This window comes from Hymenobacter siberiensis (assembly GCF_018967845.1).
Classification (GTDB): Bacteria; Bacteroidota; Bacteroidia; order Cytophagales; family Hymenobacteraceae; genus Hymenobacter; species Hymenobacter siberiensis.
Window position 1 is genome coordinate 624223 of record NZ_JAHLZZ010000001.1, and the last position, 23399, is coordinate 647621.

Genomic DNA, 23399 nt, shown 5'->3' on the forward strand with positions numbered 1-23399 from the left:
GCTACAGGGCCGCCACGTATTCCTGGACTTGCGTATGAAATGCCAGAAAGCTGGCAGAACGACTGGCCAGCCAGTCAATATCCAGTCCGGCCACTAATTCCGCCACTATTGGGTTAGAATGCTTGGTGAGACACTTGCGGGCATTGCAAACCGCCTGCTTAGCCTCTGGCCGGGGCTGGGTTTCAAAGCTGATATTTTTGGTCTGACCGGGATTTTCCCGGTGCCATTTCAGGTACCACAGCCAGTGCTCGATGCACTGCACCGGCAATAGAAGCACCGCCTCTACTCCGCGACCTTCCAGCCGCAATCGCATTTCCTGCAGCTTCCGGGAGAATGCTGCGGGGTCGTGGTCGTCCAGGTCGCGGCCCACAAAAAAGCATTGCTGCTAATACTGCGACAGTCCGACTGTACAGGCTTCAGCAAAAAGGTCGTCAACCTGCTTTTTGTTGGTGGCCCGAAACCGGAGGGCAAAGGCTTCATCGAATTCGAAACGGTGCGGCGAATCGGCCGTCAGGGCAGTCAGGTAGTGCTGCAGAAAAAGCCGTTGCGCGTCGTCTTCCCCAAAGAAACCTAGCGAATGCTGCTCATGCCGGCACGCCTCCCAGGAAGCCCGATACCCAATGCTCGCCCAGCGAATCGGTGCAGCGAATGGGCGGCTTGCCTTCGGCGGCCAGCTGCGCGTTGCTTTCACTGATGAGGTCGCCGGCATTGCGAATCACCGTTTCGTCATTTTCGCGGTCGAATACGGAAATGTACTCCGGAATATCCGCAAAATGGTCGACCACATAGGGGCTGTGCGAAGTCAGAATAATCTGAATCCCCCGCAGCTCGGCCAGCTCAAAAATGAAATCCATCACCTCCTTGATGCGGCGAGGGTGAATGCCCTTCTCCGGCTCCTCCAGCAGCAATAGTTTCGGTGGGTCGGGCTGGTGCACGATGCAGAGTAGCGCCAGGAAGTAGAGGACACCTTCGGATACCTCTTCGGCCCAGTAGCCGACGTCGTTTTTGTCGAAGAATTTGAGCTTGAGCTTACCCGGTTCGTCTGGAACCGGAGCGGTTGAAACGTGAACCAAATCCCGAATACACTCTCTGAAATCTGTTTGTATCCTCTTCGCCTGAGCCCGATAATTCTGTTCCAAATAAAATAAAAATATTACCAAATCTGCTCCATCAGCGCTTGGCATGAGCATATTCTTCAGACCAGCACTTGCCCGCAGATTTTCCGGATTGATATTATATATGATTGTACCCTGCGTTGCTTGTCTAATTTCTGCCGGGGTTGCTTGAAACTGGCCATCAAGTAACTCGGGGTTAATGACACCTTGATTTATTCAGCACTTTTACCGAAGCAGCTATGTACTGACTGATAGTGTCATCTTTTAAGGCTGTTGTGACAATTGCCTCTTCACCATTATTACCGCGGAATCCCGTTATAAAAGCTACAGTAGCAGGAGAATCATACGGCCTATTTTGCAATGATTTCGACAGATTATTGCGCCCAATATTTCCGTCCTTATTTGTGTTTGATAGTAGAGCAGCCGCTACTTCAATCCCCTTCAAGAAATTCGACTTGCCCGAGTTGTTCGGCCCGATAAACAGGTTGACTTGCCCCAGCTTTACCGAGGCGTCGCGGATGCTGCGAAAATTCTGAGTGCGGAGGGACGTAAGCATGAAAGCCAAGGTAGGAGATTGGGCGTACAAACGGCCGGCCTGCTAACGCAAAAGCGGCCCCTGGCAAATTGCCAGGGGCCGCTTTTTATGGTTCGCGGACTCGCAGAGTCCACGCTACGTCCGTTAGCCCAGCAACTCCGTGCTGCGCTTCACAAACGCCGTCAGGGCTTCGCCTTTCAGCATCCCCTGGGCCAGAAGGGCCAAATCAAACGCTTGCTTGGCGAGCTTCTCGCCGCCGTCGGCCAGTACTTTGGCTACCAGCGGGTGGTTGGCGTTCACGGTCACGTCGTACGACTCGGGGAAGGCCCCGAACATCTGCATGCCGCCGCCGCCGCCGGTGCGCTGCATGTCCTTCATGCGGCGCATGAATTCGTTCTGGGTGATGGTAACCGGGGCGTCCTGCGGGCTGAGGGCGGCCACTTTCACGTGCATGGCCGGGTTGGCAATGGCCGTAGTAAAGCTTTCCTCCAGCTTCTTGGTGTCGTCTTCGGTCAGCACGCTTTCGGTGGTGCCTTCCTTCTCGATGAGCTTGCTCACCGTGTCGGCATCCACGCGCTTGAAGCTGGTTTTTTCCAGCTTCTGCTCGAGCTGGCCGATGAAGTGCGGGTCAAGAATGTGGTCGAAGTTCAGCACGTCGTAGCCGCGCTCTTTGGCAGCGGCCACGTAGCCGTGCTGCTGCTCGGCATCGTTGGTATAAAGTACCACGGTGTTGCCGTCCTTGTCCTGCTGGTTGGCCTGAATATGCTCAGTGTACTCGCTGATGGTGAACAGCTTGCCGTCCACATTCTTGAGCAGCACGAAGTCCTTACCCTTGTCGTAGAACTTCTCGTCGCTCAGCATGCCGTACTTCACGAACATGCCGATGTCGGACCACTTCTCCTCGTAGCCGGGCCGGTCCTGCTTGAACAGGCTGCTCAGCTTATCGGCCACTTTCTTGGTGATGTAGGTGTTGATTTTGCGCACAGCCGCATCGGCCTGCAGGAAGCTGCGGCTCACGTTCAGCGGGATGTCGGGCGAGTCAATCACGCCGTGCAGCAGCATCAGGAACTCGGGCACCACGTCCTTCACCTCGTCGGTGATGAACACCTGGCGCGAGTACAGCTGAATCTTATTACGTGAAAACTGGAGCTCGTCCTTCACCTTCGGGAAGTACAGAATACCAGTGAGATTGAACGGGTAGTCCACATTCAGGTGAATCCAGAACAGGGGCTCGTCCATGCTCATGGGGTAGAGCTCCTGGTAGAATTTCTTGTAGTCCTCATCGGTCAGCTCGCTTGGCTGCTTGGTCCAGATAGGGTTGGTATCGTTGATTAGCTGGCCCTCGAACTCAATCGGAATAGGCAGGAACTTGCAGTACTTGGTGAGGATGGTGCGCAGGCGGGCTTCCTCCAGAAACTCGTCCGAATCTTCGGCCACGTTCAGCACCACGTCGGTGCCGCGCTCGGCCTTGTCGGTACTTTCCAGGGTGAAGGACGTGCTGCCATCACAGGTCCAGTGGGCGGCTTCGGTGCCTTCCTTGTAGCTCTGCGAGAAGATTTCAACCTCCTTGGCCACCATGAACGCGGAGTAGAAACCCAGGCCGAACTGCCCGATAATCTGGTCCTTAGTGGCGGCATCCTTGTCCTTGTACTGCTCCACAAACTCGGTGGCGCCGCTGAAGGCAATCTGGTTGATGTACTTCTTGATTTCCTCGCCGGTCATGCCCAGGCCGTGGTCGGAAATCGTGATTTTGCGGGCTTCCTTGTCCACGGTCACGCGCACTTTCAGCTCGCCCAGCTCGCCTTTGTACTCGCCCAGCTGGGCCAGGCTTTTCAGCTTTTGGGTGGCATCGACGGCATTGCTGACCAGCTCGCGCAGGAAAATCTCGTGGTCGGAATACAAGAACTTCTTGATAATCGGGAAGATGTTCTCGGTGTGGATGGAGATGGAGCCGGTTTCTTGCATGGTATAAAGGGGAAACGGTTGAATACAGACGGAATGGCCGAGCGCACGGGCGCTGGCCACGGTTTCCGGAGCTTTCAAAGGACGTTCCAAGGGGTACTTGACTGTCAGATTGACAGCGGCGGCGGGCTACAGCCGCTCGGGCTGGTGCCGGTGCGGGGCTTCGAGGCTACCGGCCTGCACCAGGCCGGGACCAAATACAGCATCCCACTCGGCCTGCAGCTCGGGCAGACGCGCCGAATAGTCGGCCAGCCATTGCAAGCCAGGCTCAGGCTGGGGGAAATACTGAATATCAAACCTGATGATGCTCCGGAACATGGCCAGCAGCGAGTCGATGGCCAGTTGGTTGTGCACGCGGTGGCGGTGGTTCACGAGCACCACGCGCTCCAGCGGCAGCTTCACAATGCCCGGCATCCAGCTCACGCCCAGCCACACCTGGTCGTAGACCGAGATGTCGGGAAAGGTATTCATGTTGAACAACAAATTGCGGACGCCCAGCTCCCGGTCCAGGACCAGGAGCTGCTCGGCACTTTGGCGTAGGGTACGAGTGTCGGCCCCGGAGGCCCATTCAATGCGTAACAGACTCAGCTGTTCGTCGTATTGCAAAGACAAGTCGGGAATATTGCTAATTATCACAAAAAAAGGCGCTAAAAGGCCGCTCGGGCAGCAAGATAGTGCACCGATACGAGAAATGCGCTGCCCATGATTTGTGAACTGTGACGCCGCGTGCAATTTATTTACGGAGCAACTTCCGGCGTTTACCGCCATCTTTGTATTGTGCAAGCCCTGCGTTCACCTTTAGCCCTGCTGCTGCTGCTCTGCCTCGTGCGGACGCTGCTGCCCGAGGCGTGGATTCTGGCCCTGCACCCCCACGCCCACACCACCGAGGAGCCGGCCCAGGCCCCGGCTTTTCGCCACAAGGGCAAGGCCCTCGTCAGCGCCCGGCACCAGCACTGCGACGTAGAGCAATTCTACAACGTAGCGTTTCAGGCGGCAGGGCCGGTGGCGGCGCCCCAGCACCGCGTGGCCCGGCACTACGCCGCCACGCCGCCCCTGCCGCCCGTGCGGCCAGCGGCGGGCGAGGTGCTTTTTGCGCGGTCGCTGCGCGGCCCGCCCTGCCGCGCCTAGCTTCCGGCGCATTCCTTTTTCTTTTTGGTGATACCCTACCTTGTCCGCAGCCGCGCTTTTGCAGCGGCTGGCGGGCCGGGCTGCTTTAGCTTTTTTATGTCATTCAATCTTTCCCGGTTTTCTTTATTGATGGGCCTAGCGGCAGTGCCCACGGCGCTTGTTGCCCAAACGGCCCCGCCCGTGGCGGCGCGGGTGCGCCCGATGGCCCCGCCCCTCACCGGCCGCATTACCGATGCGGCTACCGGCGAGGGCCTGCCGGGGGCTAATATTATTTTCGACGACCTGAAGCAGGGCACGGCGGCCGGGCCGGATGGCTCGTTCAGCTTCAGCAGCCTGCCCCGGGGGCGCTTCACGGTGCAGGTGCGCTCGCTGGGCTACAACACCGTGTCGCAGACCGTGGACACGGGCAGCGGCCAACCCCTCGATTTCAAGCTGACGGTGGCGGCCACTGAGATTGGGCAGGTGGTGGTGACGGGCGTGTCGCAGGCCACCCAGTTGCGGCGCTCGCCCATCCCCACCTCGGTGGTGGACCATACACGGCTGAACCAGACGGCCGGCTCGAACCTCGTGGATGCCATTGCGCACACGCCCGGCGTGAGCCAGATTACCACCGGCGCGGCCATCAGCAAGCCCGTGGTGCGCGGGCTGGGCTACAACCGCGTCATCACCCTGAACAACGGGGCCAGGCAGGAAGGCCAGCAATGGGGCGACGAGCACGGCATTGAGATTGACGAGTTTAGCGTGGACCGGGCCGAGATTATCAAAGGGCCGGGCTCGCTGCTGTACGGCTCCGATGCGATGGCCGGGGTTATCAACTTCGTGGCCCCCGACCCCATTGCCGAAGGCCACATCACGGGCACGGCCACGGCCAACTACCAGACCAACAACAACCTGCAAGCCTATTCTTTTCAGAACGCGGGCAACCTCAACGGCTTCAACTGGCTGGCGCGGGGTACCCGCAAGGTGGCCGGCGACTACCAGAACCGCTACGACGGCCGGGTGTACAACTCGGGCTTTAATGAATGGGACGCCAACGGCTACGTGGGCGTGAATAAAAGCTGGGGCTATTCGCACCTGACTTTCAGCACGTTCAACCAGCGGCTGGGGCTGACCGAGGGCGCCCGTGACCCGCAAACCGGCCGCTTCGTGAAAGACGTACCCAGCGGCGACTCGACCCAGAGCGTGCCCGTGACCGACGGCGACCTGCGCGGCTACGGCCTGGCCGTGCCCCAGCAGCAGATTAACCACCTGCGCATCGGCACCGACAACAGTTTCATTCTGGGCCCGAACGGCGGGCGCATCGGCCTGCAGGTGAGCTACCAGCAGAACCTGCGCCGCGAATACGGCAACGTGCTCGACCCCAGTGAAACCTCGCTCTACTTCCAGCTGCGCACCGTGGACTACTCGCTGCGCTATTTCCTGCCCGAGCGCAACGGCTGGAACCTGACCGTGGGCACCAGCGGCCTGCACCAGCAAAATCAGAACCTGGGCCAGGAATTCCTGATTCCGGCCTACCGCGTGAGCGAGGGCGGCGTGTTTGGCGTGGCCAAGAAAACCATTGGTGCGCTGGATATAAGCGGCGGGCTGCGGTATGACGTGCGCCAGATTGCGGCCGACAAGCTGCTGCTCGACGGCCGCGAGCGGCCCACCACTAGCGCCAATCCCGATGCCGAAACCAAGTTTCCGGGCTTCCTGAGCACTTTTCGCAACTACAGCGGCAGCTTGGGCGCGGCGTATAATCTGAATGAGAAGCTGACGGTGAAGGCCAACCTCTCGCGCGGCTTCCGGGCCCCCAACATTGCCGAGCTGGGCTCGAACGGCAAGCATGAAGGCACGATTCGCTACGAAATCGGCAACGACAACCTCCGCCCCGAAACCAGCCTGCAGGTGGATGCCGGCGTGAGCTACGTCACGGACCACGTCCGGTTCAGCGTCGATGCGTTTGAGAACAGCATCAGCAACTACATTTTCACGCGCCGGCTGCTCACGGCCAGCGGGGGCGATTCGCTGCGCAACGACACCCGCGCCTATAAGTACGCCCAGGGCCAGGCCCGGCTGGTGGGCGGCGAGGTCAGCTTCGATTTCCACCCCCACCCACTCGACTGGCTGCACTTCGAAAACTCGTTCTCGATGGTGCGCGCCGAGCAGCTGAACGTGGCCGCCGCCGAGAAATACCTGCCCTTCATCCCCGGCGACCGGCTGCAATCGGAGCTGCGGGCCAACTTCCGCCGCCAGGGCCAGCGCATCACCAATCCCTACGCCCGCGTGCAGCTGGAGCACACCTTCACCCAGAACCGCTACTTCTCGGCCTTCGATACCGAGACGGCCACGCCCGGCTACACGCTCATCAACGCCGGCATCGGCACCGATTTAGCCGATGCCCGGGGCCGTACGCTTTTTTCGCTGTTCATCACGGCCAATAACCTGTTCGACGTGGGCTACCAGAGCCATTTGAGCCGGTTGAAATACGCCGATTTGAATGTGGCGAACGGGCGCACCGGCGTATTTAACCAAGGCCGGAATGTGAGCGTACGGCTGGTGGTGCCGCTGGCGTTCAAGTAACGACGACGCGGCGGCACTGCCCCAGGTCAGGCCGCCCGTTCTCCCCGCCGGGGAGGGCGGGCGGCTTTTTTTGAATTAGGGCGTGTTGGTTTCCAGCGGCCAAGGGCTGACGGTAGCGATGCACCCAAAACCCGCCGCCCTGCGTTTAGGACGCAGCCCCCAATAGTTTTCCGCCCAGTGCCCCACGACCACGACCATTCTGCCCCCGGCCACTCGCACGCCGGCCACCAGCATGCCGCCCCGCCGCCCGGCGGCGGCTTCAGCGCCGCTTTTGCCATTGGCATCGGCCTCAACCTGGCCTTTGTGATTGCCGAAACCATTGGCGGCTTCTGGGCTAATTCCAGCGCCCTGCTCTCCGATGCCGGCCACAACCTCAGCGACGTGCTGAGCCTGGCCCTGGCCTGGGGCGCAGCCTGGCTGGCAGGCAGGCCGGCCACGCGGCGCTACACGTTTGGCTACCGGGGCGCAACTATTCAGGCGGCGCTGCTGAACACGGCGCTGCTCTACGCCGCAGTGGGCTTTATCCTCTGGGAAACCATTGACCACCTGCGCCACCCGGAGCCGGTGAACGGCCGTTGGGTGATGCTGCTGGCCGGCGTTGGCATTTTGGTGAACGGCGTCACGGCCCTGCTTTTCCGCAGCGGGCAGAAGGCCGACGTGAACGTGCGCGGGGCCTACCTGCACATGATGGTGGATGCGCTGGTGAGCGCGGGCGTAGTGGCCGGCGGTGGCCTAGTGCTGCTCACCGGCTGGACCTGGCTCGACCCGGCCATCAGCTTTATCATCCTGGGCATCATCGTCTTCAGCTCGTGGGGACTGCTGCGCGACAGCCTGCGCCTGAGCCTGCAGGCCGTGCCCGATGGCATCGACCCCGAAGCCGTGCGCAACTACCTGCTGCAGCAGTCCGAAGTCGAATCCGTGCATGACCTCCACATCTGGAGCCTGAGCAGCGCCGGCCACGATGCCGCCCTCATGGCCCACCTCGTGCGCCCCGGTGGGGCCGATGCCGCCTGGCTGGCCACCCTCACCAAGGGCCTCGAAATTGAATTCAACATCCGTCACTGCACCGTGCAGGTGGAAGATGGCGAGCTACCCGGCGGCTGCCACAGCCACTGCGAGCTAAAGGCCGGTAACGCGGACTTTTAGTCCGCACGGGATACAGCAAGGGGTGCCAATGGCCTCGCGGACTAAAAGTCCGCGCTACATTTCGGCCATGCAAGCTTCCCACCCTACTAAAACCACCGTGTTCACGGCTGTCGTCGTTGTGGCGGCGCTGGGCTATTTCGTCGATATCTACGACCTGATTCTGTTCAGCATCGTGCGGGTTAAGAGCCTCAACGACCTGGGCATTATCGACAAAGCCGCCGTCACAGACCGGGGTTTGTTCCTGATAAACATGCAGATGGGCGGCATGCTGCTCGGCGGCATCCTGTGGGGCATATTGGGTGACAAGAAGGGCCGGCTTTCGGTGCTGTTCGGCTCCATCCTGCTCTATTCGCTGGCCAATATTGCCAACGGCTTCGTGCAGACCATCGACCAGTATGCCTGGTTGCGGCTCATTGCGGGCGTGGGGCTGGCCGGCGAGCTGGGCGCGGGCATCACCCTGGTCAGCGAAAGCCTGCCCAAGGAAAAGCGCGGCTACGGCACCATGATAGTGGCCACCGTGGGCGTGAGCGGGGCCATGCTGGGCTACTGGGTGGGCGAAAAGCTGGGCTGGCGCAATGCCTACTTCGTGGGCGGCGGGCTGGGCCTGGCGCTACTACTGTTGCGCGTGAGCGTATTCGAGTCGGGCATGTTCCGGCAGCTGCAGGCCCAGGCGGCGGTATCGCGGGGCGATTTCCTGAGCCTGTTTACCAACCCGGCGCGGCTGGGCAAGTACCTGCGCATTTTGCTGATTGGGGTGCCGCTGTGGTTCGTGGTGGGCATTCTGGTGACGCTGGCGCCCGAGTTTGGGCGGGCCCTGGGGCTCACGGGCGAGGTCACGGCCGGGCTGGCGGTGTTCTGGTGCTACTTCGGGCTGGTGTTTGGCGATTTTATCAGTGGGGCGCTCAGCCAGCTGTGGCATTCGCGCAACAAGGCGCTGCAGGTGTTTTTGGTATTTTGCGCCGTGCTGGTGGGCGTGTACCTGTTCGGAATTGAGGGCGCTTCGCCGACTACCTTTTATGCCGTGTGCTTTGTGATGGGTATTTCGGTGGGCTTCTGGGCCTTGTTTGTGACAGTGGCGGCCGAGCAGTTTGGCACCAACCTGCGGGCCACGGTGGCCACCACCGCGCCCAACTTTGCGCGGGGCGCGGTGGTGGGCCTGGTGCCGGCTTTCAAGTACCTGAGCGGGGTGTTGGGCTTTGTGCCTGGCGCGGCGGTGCTGGGCGGCATTTCGCTGCTGGTGGCCTTCTGGGCCGTGAGCACCCTGCCCGAGAGCTACGGCAAAGACCTGGACTACGTGGAAGAATAGCCAACGGCTTCGGCTGAACTTTATCCGAAGCTACAATTCTGAGAACCTTGTTTTAGGCCCGGCGTACACAGGCCGAATCTAACGGGTTTCACCACCCCTCCCCATGAAAAAAACACTCGGCCTGTTGGCCATCATTGTGGCCTCGGCCTTCTCTGCCCACGCCCAGACTACCCTAGCTCCCATTCCCGCCACTGCTGAGCCGGCTCTCACCGCTGAGCAGCAGCAGCAGCGCGCCAACGACGCCAAAGCCACTTACGACGCCCAAAAGCAGCAGACCAACAGCAGCGACCAGGCCGTTCGCGACAGCCGCAACCAGCTGAAAGAAACCGCCAACCAGCAATCGGACCTTAAAAAGCAGCTCCACGAGCAGCGCAAGCAAGAGAAAGCACAGAAAGCACAGCTTAAAGAGCAGCGCACTGCCGCTAAGGAAGCCAAGAAGCAGGAGCGCACCGCCCGCGACACGGCCAAGGCCGAAAAGAAACGCGCCAAGGAAATGAAATAACGAAGCGGCCATTCCGTCGTATGCATAAAGACTCCGGCTTCGGCCGGAGTTTTTTATTGCCCGCTTATCAGTCCGCGCCCCTACTTTCGCCCACCTCAACCCCTCTTACCCGTATGGCCACGCCTACTAAAAACACTGCCATGTATTATCCGTGGCACCATTTTGTGCTGCTGCCGCTGGCCCTGCTTATGGCCGGCTACACCATTGTGCACTATACCAAAGTAGCCGGCGACGACGACCAGACGGCCCGGCTCTGGTTCAGCGTGGCGGCGCTGGCCGTCATCGGCTTCGGAGTGCTCGTGATGCTGCGCCAGCACTATGCCCTGCAATTGCAGGACCGCATCTGCCGGCTCGAAGTGCGCCAGCGCTATTTTGAGGTGAGCGGCCAGCGCTTCGCCCCACTCGAACAGCAGCTCAGCACTGGCCAAATCCTGAGCCTGCGCCTGGCCGGCGACGCCGAGTTGCCCGCCCTGGCCCAGGCCGCCGTCACGTCTAACCTTACACCCAAAGACATTCAGGCCCGTATCACCGACTTTCAGTTCGACGCCATGCGCGTCTGAAATGGTGAAATGGCGAGATGGTGGAATAGTAAGTTATTTCCCTTGATTTCCGTCTCTCAACTCACCCGAAGCTGTTTAGAAAGTCACAAAAGGCACTCAACCGGTCATGCTTCGCTGTGCTCTGCATGACCGGTTGAGTGCCTTTCTAAACAGCTTCACCATTTCATCACCTCACTATCTCACCGAATTATGATTCTCTACAACGTCACCAGCAGCCTCGAGCCCACCGCCGCCGACGAATGGCTCGACTACATGCGCACCACCCACATTCCTGAAGTAATGGACACCGGGTTTTTCATCAAGAGCCAGCTTCTGCGCCTGCTCGACGAGGAAGAAGGCGGCATCACCTACGCCGCCCAATACTACTGCCTCAGCCTGGAGCAGTTGGAAGAGTACCAAGCCATCTGCGCCCCGGCCCTGCGCGCCGACATGGAAAAACACTTCGCCGGCAAGTACGTCTCGTTCCGCACCGTGCTGGAAGTGGTGGAGTAAGTTTGTTTGCTGCCCCCCACGCGGGAACCTCACCCCCGGCCCCGGTTCGCTTGAAGCGCGAAGCCTGCGGAGAGGGGCCGGGGGTGAGGTGACACCGGGCACGAAAACGCCCCGTTTGCTGTTAAATCAGCACTATATGAAAAACATCATTTTCTTCGGCGACAGCCTCACGGCCGGCCACGGCCTGCCAGCCGCCAACAGCTTCCCCAGCCTCCTTCAGCAGCGGCTCGATAACCAACCACTTCTTTATAAAGCCTACAACTACGGCGTGAGCGGCGAAACCAGCGCCGGGGGCCGCCAGCGCCTGTCCGCCGTGCTGGCCCGCCACCCGATTGACGTGTTTATGCTGGCCCTGGGGGCCAACGACGGCATCCGGGGCATTCCGGTCCGCGAAACCACCCAAAACCTGCAGTTCATCATCGACGCCGTGCGGCGGCAGCATCCGGAGGCCCAACTGGTGCTGGCCGGCCTGGAGTTTCCCTTCGACCTCGGCCCGCTCGGCGGCCACCGCCTGGCCCACTACGCCACCGAGTTCAAAGCCCTGTTCCGCACCCTGGCCGATAAAAACACGCTGCCCTTCGTGCCCTTCCTGTTACAAGGCGTGCTGGGAAACCGCGCGCTGAACCTGGCCGACGGCGTGCACCCCAACGCGGCGGGCCAAAAAATCCTGGCTGAAAACGTGTGGCAGGTGTTGGGGCCGCTGTTGCAGCAAGCGGTTGCTCAGTAACAGGAAGTTGCTTAAAGCACGTCCATCATGCAGAGCGCAGCTCTGCATCTTGCCCGCCACCAGTAATCCTTTTAATTGGATTGCGTTGTGCGGTAAAGATGCTTCGCTGCGCTCTACATGACAGACGTACGGGTCGCTCAGCCCCTAAAACCCAAACAGATTTCCCTGCACCGGCTGCGGAATAATGTGCGGCGGCGGCACCACAATCCCGGTAAGCCCCCGGATTTTCTCCAGTAAGTACTGGGCGAAGACCGGCGCGTGGCGCACGTCTTTCTGGTGGATGAAGAAGTAGACCTCGTGCACGCCCTGCGCCACCCAGGCGGCAATGCGCTCGGCCCAGGCGTCGGCGCGCTGGTAGTCGGTGCTGTGCAGGCCGTGGCCGTTGAAGCGGATAAAGACCGTGGGCGTGGTCAGGCGCAGGGGCAGCACGTCGCGCCGGCCGGCCACGTCGGTTATCACCAGCGTTTTGCCCAGGGCTTCGAGGGTGGCGAATACGGCATCGGCCAAAACCGGGTCGGCAAACCAGCGCGGGTGGCGCAGCTCCACAGCCAGCGGCACGGTAGTGGGGAAGTCGACGAGGAAGCGCTCCAGGCGCGGCAAATGCTCGGGGCCGAAGTGCGGCGGCAGCTGCAAAAAGGCCCAGCCCAGGTTCTCGCCCAGCCCTTCGAAGGCCCGCGCCGTGGTCACCACCAGGTCGTCGGCCTGAAACAGCTCCCGCTCGTGGCTGATGCTGCGCGGCAGCTTGGGGCAGAACTTAAAGCCCGAAGCCGGCCCCACGGCCTCGCGCCAGCGCCGCACGGTAGTGGCATCCGGGATGCGGTAGTGCGTGGTATTCAGCTCGATACTATTGAACTGCTGCGCATAGTAGCGCAGGTAGTCGGGCTCCCTGATGCCGGCGGGGAAATACGTACCCAGCCACTCCTTGTTCGTCCAGATGGGGCAGCCGACATAGATGCGGGCCGGCGTGGGCTGCGTGGGCCGGGCGCGGGCCAGCACGCGGGCCGTTTCGGGGTGGTCGGGCGGCAGGCTAAAATCAACATAGCGAAGGTCAGGCAGGCGGCCAAAATCCATGGGGCAAAGGTAGGGTTGGGGCCCGGCGGTGGGCTACTACTCTTACGAAAAAAAACGGACTCGCGCAACCCGGTTCCGAAGGTAGTCGTGGGGGCGATGCCCAAATTTTACACCCGTCGCATAATCTAATTTTCGCACCTACGCAATGCCAAAGGCCTCATTCGGCAAAATATACTTTGAGACAACCTCACGGCTACTTTTAACCCCAACATGAAGATTAATTAAATGCAAAATTTCTGGATAAAGGACAATTTTTAGCCTAATTCGGTTAGTAGAGGTCAGCGTATTTTTAGCATTGCTCAAATGGATAGGTCTATGTTTGTCATGCTCACCACCTGCGAATCGCATGATTTTATTTCGTCGCCTACAAGTACTCGCCCTTTCCAGTTGCTTCTTTTTTCTGCTGACTTTGCTGGGCGCTTCGGCGCATACCGCCCCCGGTACCACCAAAGTAGCTCCCGCCTCTCGCACCGCCACCACGGTGCTGCGCGGCCGGGCCTCCTGGTATGGCAGTTACTTCCAAGGCCGACGCACCACCAGCGGCGAGCGCTACAACCGCTTCAAATACACCTGCGCGCACAAAACCCTGCCCTTCGGCACCCGCCTGCGGGTTACGAATGTGAAGAATGGCAAATCCGTTGTGGTGCGTGTTTCCGACCGCGGCCCCTACCGCCACCAGCGCATCATCGATTTATCCGAGGCTGCCGCTAAGCCCCTGGGCGTGGTTGAATGCGGTGCCGCCACCGTGGTAGCCGAAGTAGTAGCCCCCGAAACGCCCCTCGGCCCCGCTTCCACCCCCGAAAACCTGGCCGCCCTCTTCGCCGCCGACCCCAACCCCGACGCCGCCTTCACCACCTACTCCGTAACCCCGGAAGCCCTCATCAGCCCCGCCGACTCGGTGGCCCGGGTTGGCGCTACGGCAAAGCTCATCGCGGCTTCCACCACCAGCAAGGCCGAGGTCATCACGGCCACCGAATCGGTGAACTGCCCGGCGGGCTTCCTCATTCAGGCCGGCTCTTTTATTGATGCCGCCAATGCCCAGACGGTGCAGGCCCGCATCAAGGCGCTGCTGCCCGAGCTTAAAGTGACCATCTCCCAAGATTTGCTCGATGGCCGCCAGCGCAGCCGCGTGCTCGTGGGCCAGTTTGGCGAGCGCCCCGAGGCCGAAGCCATTCGCCAGCAATTGCTGGTGTGGGGCATCGGTGGGCTGGTGCGCGAAGTCGCACTCCGATAACGATATAAGTAGCCGCATAGCGGCGACAGATTTGTAGCAAACCAATCACAACCGATAAAAGCCGCGTAGCGGCGACAGAAAACCCGCGTGGATTCTGTCGCCGCTACGCGGCTTTTATCATTATGAATGACCCACTGGCTACAAACCTGCCGCCGCTACGCGGCTGGTTTTAAGGACAGAACGGCAACATTGTCGTTAATTGGGCTCTGCTTTTACCCTGACACCCAAAACCCGAATGCTCAAAGCGCTACTGACCCTCGCCGCGTGCCTCACCCTCATCTGGGTGCTGAATACCAAACAGGGCAACCTGCCGCCCTTCGGCAAGCTGCTGAGCCCATACCGGGGCTTTTGGCAGAATGGCGAGCGGCCCGAAGACTTTCCGGCCCGGCAGCAGCTGGCTATCGCGGGCCTGCAACAGCCCGTGACGGTGCGCTACGACGACCGCCGCGTGCCCCACATCTTCGCCCAAAACGACCACGACCTGTACCTGGCCCAGGGCTACCTCACGGCCCGCGACCGGCTCTGGCAGATGGATTTTGTGGCGCACGTAGCAGCCGGGCGGCTGGCCGAAATTCTGGGGCCGGAGCGGCTGGAAACGGACCGGTTTTTCCGGCGCATGGGCCTGGGCTTCGGAGCGCAGAAATCGGTGGCCGCCGTGCTGGCCGACCCCGTGACCAGCGTAGTGGCGCGGGCCTATTCCGACGGCATCAACGCCTATATCAACACCCTCACGCCCGCCACTTACCCGTTTGAGTACAAGCTGCTCGACTACGCGCCCGAGCCCTGGGAGCCGCTGAAAAGCGCCCTCATCCTCAAATACATGGCCTTCGACCTCACCGGCCGCTCCGACGACCTGCGCATGAGCAATGCCCTGCGCAAGTACGGTCCGGCGGTGATGCGCGACCTGTTTCCGGACTACCCCACCCGCGAGTCGCCGGTGATTCCGGCGGGTACGACGCTCGACTTTAAGCCCCAGGCCACGCCGCCCGTGCCGCCGGCTTTCTTGGCGGCCGAAGCGCCCTATGCGCCCAATCAGGAGCCTTCGCGCGACCTGGGCTCCAACAACTTTGCGGTGAGCGGGGCACGCTCGGCCACTGGCTTTCCGATGCTGGCCAACGACCCGCACCTGCAGCTCAACCTGCCCAGCATCTGGTACCAGGTGCAGCTGACGGCACCGGGCGTGAACGTGTACGGCGTGTCGATTCCGGGCGCGCCGATGGCCATCATCGGCTTTAATGAGCAGGCGGCCTGGGGCGTAACCAACACCTACGCCGACGTGCTGGACTGGTACCAGGTGCAGTTTCGGGACGCTCACAAGCGCGAGTACTGGCACGGTGGCCGATGGAAGCCCGTGCGCCGCGTGGTGGAGCGCATTAGGGTGCGCGGCCAGCCCGACCGCCTCGATACCGTATTATATACCCACCACGGCCCGGTGGTGTATGACCGCCCCCAGAAGCCCTTCCTAACCTACGTGCCCATCGGCTACGCGGCGCGCTGGACGGCCCACGACGCGGCCAACGAGTTCCGGACGTTTTACCAGCTCAACCGCGCCCACACCTACGCCGACTACACGGCCGCGCTGGCCAGCTACGGCGCGCCGGCCCAGAACTTCGTGTTTGCCGATGCCGGCCAGGACATTGCCATCTGGCCCAACGGCCACCTGCCGCTAAAGTGGCACGAGCAGGGCAAGTACCTGCTCGACGGCCGCGACCCGGCCCAGGACTGGCAGGGCTGGATTCCGGCCGCCCAGAACCCGCACGCCAAGAACCCGGCCCGGGGCTTCGTGTCGTCGGCCAACCAGTCGTCGGTGCGGCCCCAGGACTATCCTTATTATATGAACTGGGATTACGGCTCGTCGGAGCGCGGCCGGCGCATTAACCAACGCCTCGGCCAGATGCCCATAGTCACGGCCGACAGCCTGCGCCTACTCCAGAACGACGTGCTCGGCCTGAATGCCCAGCTGATGCTGCCGCGCATGCTGGCGCTGGCCGGCGCACAAGCTGCCACCACGCCCGAAGGCCAGGCCCTGGCCGCCCTGCGCCGCTGGGACTACCAATACACGGCCGATGCCGTGGGCCCCAGCCTGTTTGAGCTGTGGTACGAAAACTTGGTGAAGCGCCTTTGGGACGATGATTTTCCTTCCGACCCCAAAGGCCCGGCCTACCGCCGCCCCGCCCGCGACCGCACCAACAACCTGATTCTGACCGAAGACAGCAGCCGCTGGATTGATGACCGCCGCACCCGCACCCGCGAAACCCTGCCCCTGCTGGCCCGCCAAAGCCTGCGCTGGGCCGTGGACAGCCTCACCCGCAAATACGGCGCGCAAGGCCCCAAATGGCGCTGGGCCAGCCAGAAAAGCACCGACATCCTGCACCTGCTCAGTCTCCCCGGCTTCGGGCAGATGGATGTGGACTGCGGCGGCGGCTCCGGCATCGTGAACGCCACCACCGAGCGCCAGGGCCCCAGCTGGCGCATGGTGGTGGCCCTGGGCCCCCAGGTACGCGCCTACGGCGTGTACCCCGGCGGCCAGAGCGGCAACCCCGGCTCACCCTTCTACAATAACCTACTGGAAACCTGGCGCGTGGGCCAGCTCGACGAGCTGGTGTTCCTGCGCAACGCGGAGGAGCCGAATGCGCGGGTGGCTATGAGCTGGACGCTGCAGGGAAAGTAATTTGCGCGAAGCTGACCAATCGTCGCCAATTCTTAAGTTTTAACTCTTCAATCTAACGCTGGTGAAACCTACTCTGCTTTCCACCAAAACCCTTGTGTTTCCCGCTTTCTGTTTACTGCTGGGGCTGGCGGCACCCCGGTTTGCCGTAGCTCAGGTCACCCCGACTGCGCCAGCCAGCCCTGAAGTTGAACGGGTTGTGGGAAAAAAATATACATATGTGGAGCAAATGCCGCAATTGCCCGGCGGCGGTGGCAACAAGGCCATTGTGGAAGCGCTTCAGCGGCTGGTACATTACCCGGCAGCGGCCCTACGGCAACAGTTGCAGGGCCGGGTATTCGTCAGCTTTCTGGTAACGGAAAGCGGTGAGGTGCGGAACGGCAAGATTGTCAAGGGCATCGGAGGGGGGTGCGATGAGGAAGTGTTGGCCGCCGTACGGCTTCTACCTCGCTTTATCCCCGGCACCCAGCAGGGCAGGCCGGTATCAGTTTCCTTCACGGTACCCGTCACGTTCAATATTCAGGACACCAAATCCGTAGCTGCCGACACGCTGACTCGCATTTACCAACTGGTCGACCAGATGCCGCGCCTCCCGTCCGGGGAGGGTAGCCGCCCCATTGCCCAAGCCATTCAACGGGCGTTGGTGATGCCCGCTGAGGTAGCCAATGATTCTTTGCTCCGCAAGGTATTCGTGGGATTCATCGTCGGCCCCAGCGGGGTGATTCGTGACGTTAAAGTAATCCGGGGGCTGAGCGCCAACTGCAATGCCGCCGCGTTGGCCGCCGTGAAGCAGCTGCCACGCTTCGTAGGAGGCAAGCTAAACGGGCTGCCCGCCTCCGTGAGCATGACCGTGCCCGTGCTGTTTGGCCGGCTGCCGCAAAAACCCTGAATGGGACCTCTACTGGGGTGGCCGCAGATTACGCCCGGCTATAAATTTGCCGCATGAATACCGACCAACTAAAGCGACTGCGCCCCCTGTACCGCCGCCCCTGGCTGTTGGGTGGATTGTTCTTTCTACTCCTTACTATTCTTCCTAGGCTCGCCGCTACCCAGTCCTACGGCCAGTACGCCACCGATACCACGCAGATATTCAACTACGTGGACCAGGTGCCCACCCTGCCCGACGGCGGCGGCAACCTGGCCTTGGTGAAGGCCGTGCAGAAGCAGCTTCAGCTGCCGCTGGAAGTGCGCGAAGGCCGCACTGAAGGGCGAGTATTCGTGCGCGTGGTGGTGGGGGTGAGTGGCGTGGGGCGAAAGGCAGCCGTGGTGCAGTCGCTCAGCCCTGCCTGCGATGCCGCCGCGCTGGCCGCCGTGAAGCGCATGCCGCGCCTGCTGCCGGGCCGCTACCAGGGCCAGCCGGTGGCGGTGCTGCTCACGGTGCCGGTGATGTTCCTGTCGCCACGCCACGTATTTACCAGCACGGAAGTCACCCGGCCGGCCCGGTTCCCCGGCGGCGATGTGGCCCTGGAACAATACCTGCAAAAGAACAAAGCCACCCCCGCCGAAGTAAAGCAGCGCGACCTCCAGGGCCGCGTCGCGGTGCGCTTCGTGCTGAAGGCCGATGGCCGCATCGGGGCCAGCGAAGTCATTAACCCCCTCTGCCCCAGCTGCGACGACGAAGCCCTGCGCCTCGTGCGCGGCTTCCCGCGCTGGCAGCCCGCCCTGGGCTACGACGACCAGCCCGTGGCCATGTACCAGGTGGTGAACATCTCGTTCAGCCCGCCCGCGCCGCCCATCGGCCAGGCCGCACCGGTACCCGAAAACCAGGTGTACAGCCAAGTCGAGCAGATGCCCGTGCTGCCCGGCCGCAGCGGCCCCGATGGCCTGCAAGCCGCCCTGCCGGAGCTAATTGAATACCCCGAGCGCGCCAGCAGCGGCGAGGGCCAGATCAGCTTCGTGGTGGAGCCCGATGGCCGTGTCACGCGCCCGGTCATGCTCAAGCCCATCAATAGCGCCCTGGACGAGGCGGTGTTAGCGGCTGCCCTGCGCCTCCCCCGCTTCGAGCCCGGTCGCCATAACGGCCAGCCGGTCGCCGTACGCCTGGCCGTACCGGTCCTGATTGACATTCGCTGAGGCGACGCAGCTTACGATATCCCTTAGGCCACCGAAATTGCGGAGGATCAAACCTTCGCCCCGGAGGAGCGGCATATCGGTAGCACAACCCGCTGATTACTGTTTTTAAAGCCCCATCGGGGCGACACCCATCTAATAAATATCGCCCCGATGGGGCTTTGACGTTCATTTTCACCATTATTACGACCGATATGCCGCCCCTCCGGGGCGAAGGTTTGGTCCTCCGCAACTTCGGCAAGACACAAAAAAGGCGACCTTCCGCAGAAGGCCGCCTTTGGTATATCAGACTGGCAATCCGCTGTTCCACAGCAGAAAGCCAGCTATCAGCTAGTCGTTGCTGGCGCGGTTGATGAGCACCACCGTCACGGCGGCGATGGCGGCAATGCCGAGCACCATCTGCGTGGGCGTGAAGCGCTGAGCAGCTTTGCGCAGAAGCACGCCACCGTTTTTCAGCAGGTCGTCAACGTGCTCGGTTTTGCCTTGAAATACGTGGTAGGCGCTCTCGAAAGTGCGGGCAAGGTCTTCGGGCAGGATGTCTTCGAGTTGTTTTTCGATTTGCGCTTCCATAAAGCTGGTATTGAATAGGGAGAGGTGAAACAGGGCCGTTGCCGCCCCTGACTCGCTGTACGGAAAAGAGCCGGGCCGGGCTGCCTTTTTTCTGGTCGAGAACCAAAACAATCCACAATATCAAAATGCAAATCATTCATTATCAGCAGCATTTACCAAAACACATTACCTGACAATTCCTCGCTTTACTCTATCACCACAATGCGCGAGCCCGTGCGCCGGTCCTCCCGCACCTGGCAGTAGTAAGCGCCTGGCGCCAGGCCGCTCAGGTCCACGGGCAGCAGCTGGGGGCCGCGGGGCAGCACCTGGTCCACGGTGCGGCGCACCTCGCGGCCCAGGGTATCGAGCATCACGATTTGGACGTGGCCACCGGCGCTTTCGTAGGCTACGGTGGTGCGGCCGTCGCGCGTCACTGGATTGGGGTACACCGTGAACTCGGCCACCTCGGCCGCCGCCGTTGTGGCCGTGGCAGCCCCGGGCCGCAATACCGGCACGTAGGTGAAGGGCTGCCCGAAGAGCTGCGTGAGCGTGGCCGGCGTCACCTGGAACCAGTCTTTCAGAATGCTGGTATAGATGCTGCGGAAGTCGAACTGCATGGGAATATTGTCGTTCACGCCGGCGCTGGTGGGCAGCGTGGGATTGGCCCCGTGCACAATGGGGTTCACCTTGGTGCCAAAAACCAGCAGCGGGGCTGCCGCGCCGTGGTCGGTGCCGAAGCCGGAATTGGACCGAATGCGCCGCCCGAATTCCGAGAACGTCATGCCCACCACCCGGTCCTGGATGGCCAGCCGCCGCAGGTCGTCCTGGAAGGCGTTCACGGCCTCCGCAATCTTGCCCAGCAGCGTGGCGTGGGTGCCTACGGTGGTGCTGCCCGTGCTGGGCACTTGCAGCGTGTGCGTATCGAAGCCGCCGAGCTGGCACACGTAGATGCGGGTGCTCAGGCCGCCGGCCACCAACTGGGCCACTATTTTGAGCTGGTCGGCCAGCGAGTTCTGACCGGCCGTGGGGTACAGGGGCGAGAGGTTCTGGGCCCGCCCGGCCGCCGCCTGAATGGCCGTGGTGTACACCTGCGTCTGGCTCACCACCTGCCGAATAAAAGTGAGCTCATGCCCGGCCGGCGTGTTCGGCGCGGCATCAACGCCACCGCTAAGCAGCTGGTAGAAAGACGACGTGCTGGCGATGGCCATGCCCATGTTCACGGTGGGACCCTGCACGCAGTTGCTCACCACCGAGCCAATGCTGATGGCCAGCGGGTCGGGGTTCTGGGTGCTGGGGTAGCCGGTGGGGAAGCCCGCAAACTCGCCGTCGAGGTAGCGGCCGGCCCAGCCCGTGGTCCAGGTCACGTTCGAATCAGAGCCCGAGGTCCAGATATCGGTGGCCCGGAAGTGCGAGAAGTTGGGGTTGGGGTAGCCCACGCTCTGCACCACGCCCAACTTGCCGTTCTGGTACAGGTTCTGGAGCGAGGCCATGGCCGGATGAATGCCGGTGGCCGTGGTGAGCGGCAACACGGCCGTCTGGGGCAGAGCGATGTTGCTGCGCGCCGCCAGCAGGGCCGGGTACTGGTCTAGGGGGATAATCATGTTCAGCCCATCATTACCGCCTTGCAGCTGAATGATGACCAGCACCTTATCCGAAACCGTGGTAGCATTGGTGAGGGCCGCCAGCTGGGCCGAATGCCCGTAGGCCCCAATGGGCAGCCCGCTCAGAAAAGCAGTACCAACCGAGGCCGCAGCCGTAGTCTGTAGAAATTCGCGACGTTTCATAATGAAGCTGCTGGCTAATAGCTGTTAGCTGTTAGCCAGCAGCTTCAATTGACGAATGAGATATTGCGGAAGCTAACAGCCAATAGCTGTCAGCTAACAGCTTAAGAAAGATGGTATTCGGCCAGGCCCATTAGGGCGCGCAGCATGGCTTGCAGTTTGGTGGTCACAGCGGCTTTTTTAGCCGTGTTGGTGGGCGCGGCCAGGTACTGCTGCCACTCCACGGTCCACTCAAAATCGGGCAGGCCAGGCAGCAGCGCGGTTTTCAGGAAGGCAGTCTGGTTGGTAGTGAGGGCGATGGGCAGCATCAGCTTCACATACTCGTCAATCAGCAGGTTGCAGTCTGAGGCCGTGGCGGCCGGGAACGATTGCGTGAGCGCCAGCACGTCAATCGCAATTTTGACCCCGCTGCGCGTATAGCCCGAGCCAATGAACAGGTCCGTAACCTGGTTGCGGCGCGGCAGCGTCACGGCGTTTATCCAGAGTTCGTGGTACTGCGGCGTCTGGTAGTAGGCGGCCCAGCCGGCTACGTTGGGCGGGTCGCCCAGCGTTTGCTGCTGCACAAAGGTCAGACCGTTGAGGTAGTTCCACATGCCGTACTGCACGGCCACGTTGGTAGCGGGCGGAAACGCCACCTGCATCTGCCGGCACAGCCCCACCGTGAAATCGAGCGGGCTTTTGATGAGGCAGCCCATATTCAGGGCATCGAAGAAATGCTCGGAGCTGAACAGCGCCCGCAGCACCGGCACGACATCGAAGCCATTGTTAATGAGGATGGTAGCCAGCGGCCGAATAACATCCGTTTCCACCTGCGTATCAATCAGATAGTACACAAACCAGCGGTACAGCTTGCGCACGATAAACCGCGCCGTTTCCACCTGCTGAAAAATCAGGTTGATAAGCGCCTGGTATTCGGTGTTGCCGCTGGCCACAATGCTGGCATTGCCAAAGGCCGAGGAGAACACCTTGGTCGTGGTATCGTGGCGGCTGGCCGTGTAGTAGCTGCCCACGGGCACGGTAGCCAGGTCGCGCCAGCCGGTGAGGACTTTGGCGGCGGCCTGCACGTCGGCCTCGGTGTAGTTGGTGTAGTTGCCCGGCCCGATGAGCGGCCCCTTGCCTACCGTGAACAGCTCCAGCAGCTCGCGGCCGTAGTTCTCGTTGGGCGCACCCACTACGCTCTGGTTGCCATTGAGGTAGCGCAGCATGGCGGGCGTCACGGTCACGTCCTTGGCCAGCTGCTTAACGTTGCCGAGGGCGTGCTCGCGCAGCAGGCGCACGTATTCGTAGCCCATGCGGGCATCGTTAATGTTGCTGATTTCCACCACAAAATGGTTGTGCCAGAACAGCGTCATCTTCTCCGCCAGCGTGGTGCCCTGGCCCAGCACCTGCCCCAGCCACCAGTCGCGCAGCGAAGTGCGGCGCACGCCCTCAAAGTTCTGGTCGAACACCTGCGCCGTCCAGGTCTGCCCAATGGGCACGCTGGTATCGGTGGCCGACACGTTCACGGGCGGGTCGGGGGCGGTGGCGGGGGCCGTGAGCAGGCCATTGAGCACCGCCGTGAGGCTGGAGCCGGCCGCCGCCAGAATCTCCGGCCGGGTGGGGCCAAACAGGCAGCGGCGCAGCAGGTGCGCGGCCTGCTCGTAGCCCCAGGGGCCGGCGTAGGGCGTGAGCGTGCTGGTGGTGCGGGCCAGGCCGGTGGGCAGTTCCTTATTAGCGTAGCGGCTCACGGTTTCAGGCGGGTCCTGCTGGGCCAGGTCGGCCGCAGGGCCGGCCAGCGGCGCGGGCCGCCCGGCCACAGCCGCCACCGGGGTATTAATTACGGCCGCGTTTCGTTGGAGGAAATGTCGACGGTTCATAAATAAGCGCGAAAAATGAGGCCAGAAACGTTGCTACAAGGCACCGTTCAGCCGCCGAATACGACGGCATTAACCGGCTGTTTAGCAAAGACTACAGTCTTCGCCTCGGGTTTAATGCAAGTATGGGTTTCTTTT

General features: G+C 61.7%; 22 protein-coding genes. 13 read left to right on the forward strand and 9 right to left on the reverse strand.

Going from position 1 to position 23399, the window contains the following annotated elements:
• Window position 1: 1 nt before the first annotated feature.
• Entirely contained in the window at window positions 2–370 is a 369-nt protein-coding gene (locus KQ661_RS02680; protein WP_216685590.1) for a hypothetical protein, read from the reverse strand.
• Here KQ661_RS02680 and KQ661_RS02685 point away from each other — a divergent pair.
• On the forward strand, window positions 347–574 hold the full coding sequence (locus KQ661_RS02685) for a hypothetical protein (protein ID WP_216685591.1): 228 nt from the start codon (window positions 347–349) through the stop codon (window positions 572–574). The two genes, KQ661_RS02680 and KQ661_RS02685, sit on opposite strands and share 24 nt — an antisense overlap.
• A 10-nt stretch (window positions 575–584) precedes the next feature.
• Here KQ661_RS02685 and KQ661_RS02690 read toward each other — a convergent pair whose 3' ends face one another.
• The 4 genes from KQ661_RS02690 to KQ661_RS02705 form a co-directional block, all read right to left on the reverse strand.
• Window positions 585–1073 carry an AAA family ATPase gene (locus tag KQ661_RS02690; RefSeq protein ID WP_216679233.1) on the reverse strand — a complete coding sequence of 163 codons (489 nt, stop codon included), beginning with the start codon at window positions 1071–1073 and terminating at the stop codon, window positions 585–587.
• A 238-nt stretch (window positions 1074–1311) separates the two neighbouring features.
• Window positions 1312–1671, reverse strand: coding sequence for an AAA family ATPase (locus KQ661_RS02695; protein WP_216685592.1), 360 nt, complete (start codon window positions 1669–1671; stop codon window positions 1312–1314).
• A gap of 123 nt (window positions 1672–1794) precedes the next feature.
• Complete coding sequence (htpG, locus tag KQ661_RS02700; RefSeq protein ID WP_216679235.1) at window positions 1795–3615, reverse strand: molecular chaperone HtpG; 1821 nt, start codon at window positions 3613–3615, stop codon at window positions 1795–1797.
• Window positions 3616–3741: 126 nt separating this feature from the next.
• Entirely contained in the window at window positions 3742–4248 is a 507-nt protein-coding gene (locus tag KQ661_RS02705; protein ID WP_216679236.1) for a hypothetical protein, read from the reverse strand.
• A 141-nt stretch (window positions 4249–4389) separates the two neighbouring features.
• On the opposite strand from KQ661_RS02705, the gene KQ661_RS02710 reads away from it, so the two are divergent.
• The 8 genes from KQ661_RS02710 (at window position 4390) to KQ661_RS02745 (ending at window position 12035) form a co-directional block, all read left to right on the forward strand.
• The gene (locus KQ661_RS02710; protein WP_216679237.1) at window positions 4390–4740 is read left to right on the forward strand and encodes a hypothetical protein; all 351 of its coding nucleotides are present in this window, start codon (window positions 4390–4392) and stop codon (window positions 4738–4740) included.
• Window positions 4741–4869: 129 nt separating this feature from the next.
• A complete protein-coding gene (locus KQ661_RS02715; RefSeq protein WP_216685593.1) occupies window positions 4870–7302 on the forward strand; it encodes a TonB-dependent receptor in 2433 nt (810 codons plus the stop codon).
• A 177-nt stretch (window positions 7303–7479) separates the two neighbouring features.
• A complete protein-coding gene (locus KQ661_RS02720; RefSeq protein WP_216679238.1) occupies window positions 7480–8448 on the forward strand; it encodes a cation diffusion facilitator family transporter in 969 nt (322 codons plus the stop codon).
• A 67-nt stretch (window positions 8449–8515) separates the two neighbouring features.
• Window positions 8516–9754, forward strand: coding sequence for an MFS transporter (locus KQ661_RS02725; RefSeq protein ID WP_226915695.1), 1239 nt, complete (start codon window positions 8516–8518; stop codon window positions 9752–9754).
• 103 nt (window positions 9755–9857) lie between these two features.
• Complete coding sequence (locus tag KQ661_RS02730) at window positions 9858–10256, forward strand: hypothetical protein (RefSeq protein ID WP_216679240.1); 399 nt, start codon at window positions 9858–9860, stop codon at window positions 10254–10256.
• A gap of 113 nt (window positions 10257–10369) precedes the next feature.
• On the forward strand, window positions 10370–10816 hold the full coding sequence (locus KQ661_RS02735) for a DUF6526 family protein (protein WP_216679241.1): 447 nt from the start codon (window positions 10370–10372) through the stop codon (window positions 10814–10816).
• 189 nt (window positions 10817–11005) lie between these two features.
• Window positions 11006–11308: a DUF4286 family protein gene (locus tag KQ661_RS02740; RefSeq protein ID WP_216679242.1), complete on the forward strand. Its 303-nt coding sequence runs from the start codon at window positions 11006–11008 to the stop codon at window positions 11306–11308.
• Window positions 11309–11444: 136 nt separating this feature from the next.
• On the forward strand, window positions 11445–12035 hold the full coding sequence (locus KQ661_RS02745; protein WP_216679243.1) for an arylesterase: 591 nt from the start codon (window positions 11445–11447) through the stop codon (window positions 12033–12035).
• Between the two features lie 144 nt (window positions 12036–12179).
• Here KQ661_RS02745 and KQ661_RS02750 read toward each other — a convergent pair whose 3' ends face one another.
• Window positions 12180–13106, reverse strand: a complete 927-nt coding sequence (locus KQ661_RS02750; RefSeq protein WP_216679244.1) for a DUF72 domain-containing protein — start codon at window positions 13104–13106, stop codon at window positions 12180–12182.
• A 346-nt stretch (window positions 13107–13452) separates the two neighbouring features.
• Here KQ661_RS02750 and KQ661_RS02755 point away from each other — a divergent pair, with 346 nt between their 5' ends.
• The 4 genes from KQ661_RS02755 to KQ661_RS02770 all read left to right on the forward strand — a co-directional run bounded on the left by KQ661_RS02755 (window position 13453) and on the right by KQ661_RS02770 (window position 19081).
• Window positions 13453–14340 (forward strand): septal ring lytic transglycosylase RlpA family protein, encoded by an 888-nt coding sequence (locus tag KQ661_RS02755; RefSeq protein ID WP_216679245.1) that lies wholly within the window; start codon window positions 13453–13455, stop codon window positions 14338–14340.
• Window positions 14341–14575: 235 nt separating this feature from the next.
• On the forward strand, window positions 14576–17011 hold the full coding sequence (locus KQ661_RS02760) for a penicillin acylase family protein (protein ID WP_216685594.1): 2436 nt from the start codon (window positions 14576–14578) through the stop codon (window positions 17009–17011).
• A gap of 226 nt (window positions 17012–17237) precedes the next feature.
• Complete coding sequence (locus KQ661_RS02765) at window positions 17238–17897, forward strand: TonB family protein (RefSeq protein WP_216679247.1); 660 nt, start codon at window positions 17238–17240, stop codon at window positions 17895–17897.
• A gap of 53 nt (window positions 17898–17950) precedes the next feature.
• Window positions 17951–19081: an energy transducer TonB gene (locus KQ661_RS02770; protein WP_216685595.1), complete on the forward strand. Its 1131-nt coding sequence runs from the start codon at window positions 17951–17953 to the stop codon at window positions 19079–19081.
• Between the two features lie 327 nt (window positions 19082–19408).
• Here the strand turns inward: KQ661_RS02770 and KQ661_RS02775 are convergent, their stop codons facing one another.
• From KQ661_RS02775 to KQ661_RS02785, 3 genes are all read right to left on the reverse strand, one after another.
• Window positions 19409–19648: a hypothetical protein gene (locus KQ661_RS02775; RefSeq protein WP_216679249.1), complete on the reverse strand. Its 240-nt coding sequence runs from the start codon at window positions 19646–19648 to the stop codon at window positions 19409–19411.
• 185 nt (window positions 19649–19833) lie between these two features.
• A complete protein-coding gene (locus tag KQ661_RS02780) occupies window positions 19834–21411 on the reverse strand; it encodes a DUF1501 domain-containing protein (RefSeq protein ID WP_216685596.1) in 1578 nt (525 codons plus the stop codon).
• Window positions 21412–21512: 101 nt separating this feature from the next.
• Complete coding sequence (locus KQ661_RS02785) at window positions 21513–23264, reverse strand: DUF1800 domain-containing protein (protein ID WP_216685597.1); 1752 nt, start codon at window positions 23262–23264, stop codon at window positions 21513–21515.
• Window positions 23265–23399 lie beyond the last annotated feature (135 nt).

Coding starts and splice junctions, on each gene's coding strand:
- KQ661_RS02735 (WP_216679241.1), top strand. CDS start 10,370: ATGGCCACGCCTACTAAAAACACTGCCATGTATTATCCGTGGCACCAT.
- KQ661_RS02775 (WP_216679249.1), bottom strand. CDS start 19,648: ATGGAAGCGCAAATCGAAAAACAACTCGAAGACATCCTGCCCGAAGAC.
- KQ661_RS02745 (WP_216679243.1), top strand. CDS start 11,445: ATGAAAAACATCATTTTCTTCGGCGACAGCCTCACGGCCGGCCACGGC.
- KQ661_RS02765 (WP_216679247.1), top strand. CDS start 17,238: ATGCCGCAATTGCCCGGCGGCGGTGGCAACAAGGCCATTGTGGAAGCG.
- KQ661_RS02695 (WP_216685592.1), bottom strand. CDS start 1,671: ATGCTTACGTCCCTCCGCACTCAGAATTTTCGCAGCATCCGCGACGCC.
- KQ661_RS02760 (WP_216685594.1), top strand. CDS start 14,576: ATGCTCAAAGCGCTACTGACCCTCGCCGCGTGCCTCACCCTCATCTGG.
- KQ661_RS02750 (WP_216679244.1), bottom strand. CDS start 13,106: ATGGATTTTGGCCGCCTGCCTGACCTTCGCTATGTTGATTTTAGCCTG.
- KQ661_RS02755 (WP_216679245.1), top strand. CDS start 13,453: ATGATTTTATTTCGTCGCCTACAAGTACTCGCCCTTTCCAGTTGCTTC.
- KQ661_RS02725 (WP_226915695.1), top strand. CDS start 8,516: ATGCAAGCTTCCCACCCTACTAAAACCACCGTGTTCACGGCTGTCGTC.
- KQ661_RS02730 (WP_216679240.1), top strand. CDS start 9,858: ATGAAAAAAACACTCGGCCTGTTGGCCATCATTGTGGCCTCGGCCTTC.
- KQ661_RS02780 (WP_216685596.1), bottom strand. CDS start 21,411: ATGAAACGTCGCGAATTTCTACAGACTACGGCTGCGGCCTCGGTTGGT.
- htpG (WP_216679235.1), bottom strand. CDS start 3,615: ATGCAAGAAACCGGCTCCATCTCCATCCACACCGAGAACATCTTCCCG.
- KQ661_RS02740 (WP_216679242.1), top strand. CDS start 11,006: ATGATTCTCTACAACGTCACCAGCAGCCTCGAGCCCACCGCCGCCGAC.
- KQ661_RS02770 (WP_216685595.1), top strand. CDS start 17,951: ATGAATACCGACCAACTAAAGCGACTGCGCCCCCTGTACCGCCGCCCC.
- KQ661_RS02785 (WP_216685597.1), bottom strand. CDS start 23,264: ATGAACCGTCGACATTTCCTCCAACGAAACGCGGCCGTAATTAATACC.
- KQ661_RS02715 (WP_216685593.1), top strand. CDS start 4,870: ATGGGCCTAGCGGCAGTGCCCACGGCGCTTGTTGCCCAAACGGCCCCG.